The organism is Paenibacillus sp. 598K (assembly GCF_003851045.1).
GTDB lineage: Bacteria > Bacillota > Bacilli > Paenibacillales > Paenibacillaceae > Paenibacillus_D.
On sequence record NZ_BFBX01000277.1, the window covers coordinates 1 to 3,441 of the forward strand.

A 3,441-nucleotide genomic window follows, 5' to 3' on the forward strand; every position below is an offset into this window, starting at 1 on the left:
CCCGATGAGGTGCTGCGCCATGTGGGACGCGCGCTGCCGCACTTCATGGTGCCCAAGTTTGCCGTGCAGCTCGAGCAGATGCCGCTCACGCCCAACGGCAAGATCGACCGCAAGGCGCTGCCGGACCCGGCGGAGGCGGTCGCACGGCCGACAGGCGGCGCGGACGGCCCGCTGAGCGAGCTGGAACAGCGGCTCGTCGAGGTGTGCTCCGAGGTGCTGGGTCTGCCGGATTTCGGCGCGGACGATCATTTCTTCCGGGTCGGCGGCGACTCGATTCATGCGATCCAGGTGGCGGCGCGGCTGCAGAAGTACCGGCTGCTCCTCGATATCCGGGATATTTTCCGCTTCCCGACGGTGCGGGAGATGGCCGGCGCGGTGCAGCAAAGTCTGCGCATCATCGACCAGGGACCGGTCGTCGGCGAGGTGCTGTTGACGCCGGTGCAGCGATGGTTTTTCGAGCAGTTCGTCACCGACCGGCATCACCACAATCAGGCGGCGCTCATCTATGCGCGCGAGGGGTTGTCGGAGGCTCGGGTGCGGCAAGTATTCGGAAGGCTTGCCGAGCATCACGACGCCCTGCGCATGACCTATCGCGAGAGCGGCGACGGCGCGGCGCTGCAAGTCAACGAAGGGCCGGAGGCGGCAGGCTGCGCGATGACGACGATCCGCTCGGCCGGGACGGACGCAGAGGCGGCGCTGGCGGATGTGACGGCGCTGGCCGATCGGCTGCAAGCCTCGATATCGCTGGAGAGCGGCCCGCTCGTCCAGCTTGGTCTGGTGCAGACGGGACAGGGCGACTATCTGATCCTCTGCATCCATCACCTGGTCATCGACGGCATCTCCTGGCGCATCCTGCTTGAGGACTTCGAGAGCGGCTACGGCCAGGCCGAGCGTGGCGAGCCCATCGTCTTCCCGGACAAGACGGACAGCTACCGAGACTGGGCAGAGCGGCTGCAGACGTATTCGACCTCGGAGTCGCTGCTGTCTCAGCTGCCTTATTGGGCAGAGGTCGAGTCGCTGCCCTACGCCGAGCTGGCGCCGGACCTGGAGACGGCGGAGACGCCGCGTTATCAGGATGCCGGGATCGTCTACATGGAGCTGGACCCCGCCTATACGGAGCAACTGCTGGGCGGCGTGCATCAGGCCTACCATACCGAGATCAACGATCTGTTGTGCGCAGCTCTGGCGATGGCGTTCAAGCGCTGGCGCGGACTGGACGGCATCCTCGTCAATGTCGAGGGGCATGGCCGGGAGAGCATCATCGAGCAGTTCAACATCAACCGGACGATCGGCTGGTTCACGTCGCAGTTCCCGGTGGCGCTGGCTGCGACAGACGCGGACGACCCCGCAGGGACGATCGTCGCGACCAAGGAGATGCTGCGGCGTATCCCCGACCGGGGGATCGGCTACGGCATCCTGCGCTATCTGACGCCGCCGGAGGCTCGCGAAGGGTACGAGCTGGGCGTCGATCCGCAGGTCAACTTCAATTACCTCGGCCAGTTCGAGAGCCCGTCGGAGGACAGACGATTCCAGGTCAAGGCGATGAAGCTGGGCGATCCGAAGAGCGTCATGGAGCTGGGGCGAACGCTCAGCGACCGGATGGAGATGCCGGTGAAGATCAATATCGAGGGCGAGATCCGGGACGGACGGCTGACGCTCGGTTTTGGCTACAACCGGAAGCAATATACGGAGGCTGCCGTCAAGGAGCTGGCCGAGCATTATCGCCGCGAGCTGAGCCGTCTGATCGATCACTGCGCAGGGACGGAGACGGCCAGACACACACCGTCGGACTTCCGCCATGCGGAGCTGACGGGGGATGAGCTGGACGAGCTGCAGTCGCTCGTCGACGCTATAGAGGAGTAGGCACGGGAAGGAGCAAGAGCGATATGGACAAGATAGCCATTCAAACGATCTATCCGATGACGCCGCTGCAGGAGGGGATGCTGTATCAGCAGTCCGCCGAGGGCGGTACATCGGCCTATATCGAGCAGCGCGTGCTCAGCCTGCAAGGGGAGGTGGATGCGGAGGCGCTGGAGCTGGCGATCGATCAGCTGGCGGCGCGTCACGACAGTCTGCGGACGGTGTTCAGCCAGAAGCCGGGCAAGCGCAGCATGCAGGTCGTGCTGCGGGGCAGACGCTGGCGTCTGGCCCGGCATGAGCTGACCGGAGAGTCTGGGCAAGACGGAGCGAAGGCGCTGGAGCGGCTGCTGGCGGACGATCTGGCGCGCGGCTTCAATCCGGCCAAGGATCAATTGATCCGCTTCGCGCTGGCGCGGCTGGGAGAGGCCGACTATCGGCTGATCATCACCTTCCACCATGCGCTCATGGACGGCTGGTGCGTCGGCCCGCTCTTCGGCGAGCTGCTGGCGCTGTATGCGGCGGCGCAGCGCGGGGCGGCAGCGGAGCTGGCCGAGCCGGTGCCGCTGGACGGCTATCTGGACTGGCTGAAGCGGCAGGACCGCGAGGCTGCGCTCGATTATTGGGCGCAGCTGCTGGAAGGGGCGGAGCAGCCGCCAGGGCTGCCGGGTTATGCGGCTGTCGCGGGCGAGCTCGCGGAAGAGGCTGCGGGAGACGAGGCGGCTCGCGGGACGGAGTATCTGCTCCGCGAACGCCGCTTCGCGCTGTCTGCCGAGCTGACCGAGGCGTTGGCCCGACTGGCGGGCGCGCAGGGAGCGACGCTCAGCACGCTCGTCCAGACCGTGTGGGGCTTGATGCTGCAACGCTATCACAACGCCGATGACGCGGTGTTCGGCACAGTCGTCTCCGGTCGGCCGCCCGAGGTGGCCGGCATCGAATCGATGATCGGTCTGTTCATCAACACCGTGCCGTGTCGCGTCGCGACGAGCCCGGACGAGAGCCTGGCTGCGCTGCTGCGCCGGATGCAGGAGCAGGCGCTGGAGGCGCAGCGCCATGCTCACAGTCCGCTCTACGAGGTGCAGGCGCGGACAGGCATTCGCCTCGACCATCTGCTCGTCTTCGAGAACTTCCCGATGGAGCAGCAGCTGACGGAGGCGGGAGACGGCGCGGCGGGCTTCGCGGTGACGGCGATGCAAGCCCGCGAGCAGACGGGCTATCCGCTGACGCTCGCCGTCTACCCTGGCGAGTCGCTGTCCTTCAAGCTGAGCTGGGATGGCCGCGTCTACCCCGGGTACGCGATCGACGGCATCGAGCGCCATCTGCGTCGGCTGCTGGCGCAGGCGGTCGAGCGGCCCGAGCAGCCAGCGCAAGCTCTGGAGCTGCTGGATGACGAGGAGCGGGACGAGCTGCTCGGCTTCAATCCGGCGCCTCGTCCGTATCCCGATACGTCAACGGCGCATGCGCTGTTCGCGGCGCAGTCGCGTCGCGCGCCGGAGCTGCCCGCGGTCACCGGACCGGACGCCCGCCTCAGCTATGGCGAGCTGGCCAGTGCTGCCAGTCAGCTGGCGGAGCGGCTGCGGCCGC

Annotated in this window: 2 protein-coding genes; both read left to right on the forward strand. The window is 67.0% G+C overall.

Annotation, left to right across the window (positions count from 1 at the left end):
- Window positions 1–1,863 (forward strand): condensation domain-containing protein (locus tag PA598K_RS35030; protein WP_260405767.1); only part of this gene is annotated, 1,863 nt, incomplete at its 5' end.
- A 23-nt stretch (window positions 1,864–1,886) separates the two neighbouring features.
- Window positions 1,887–3,441: condensation domain-containing protein (locus PA598K_RS35035; protein ID WP_260405768.1), on the forward strand; the 1,555-nt coding region annotated here is incomplete at its 3' end.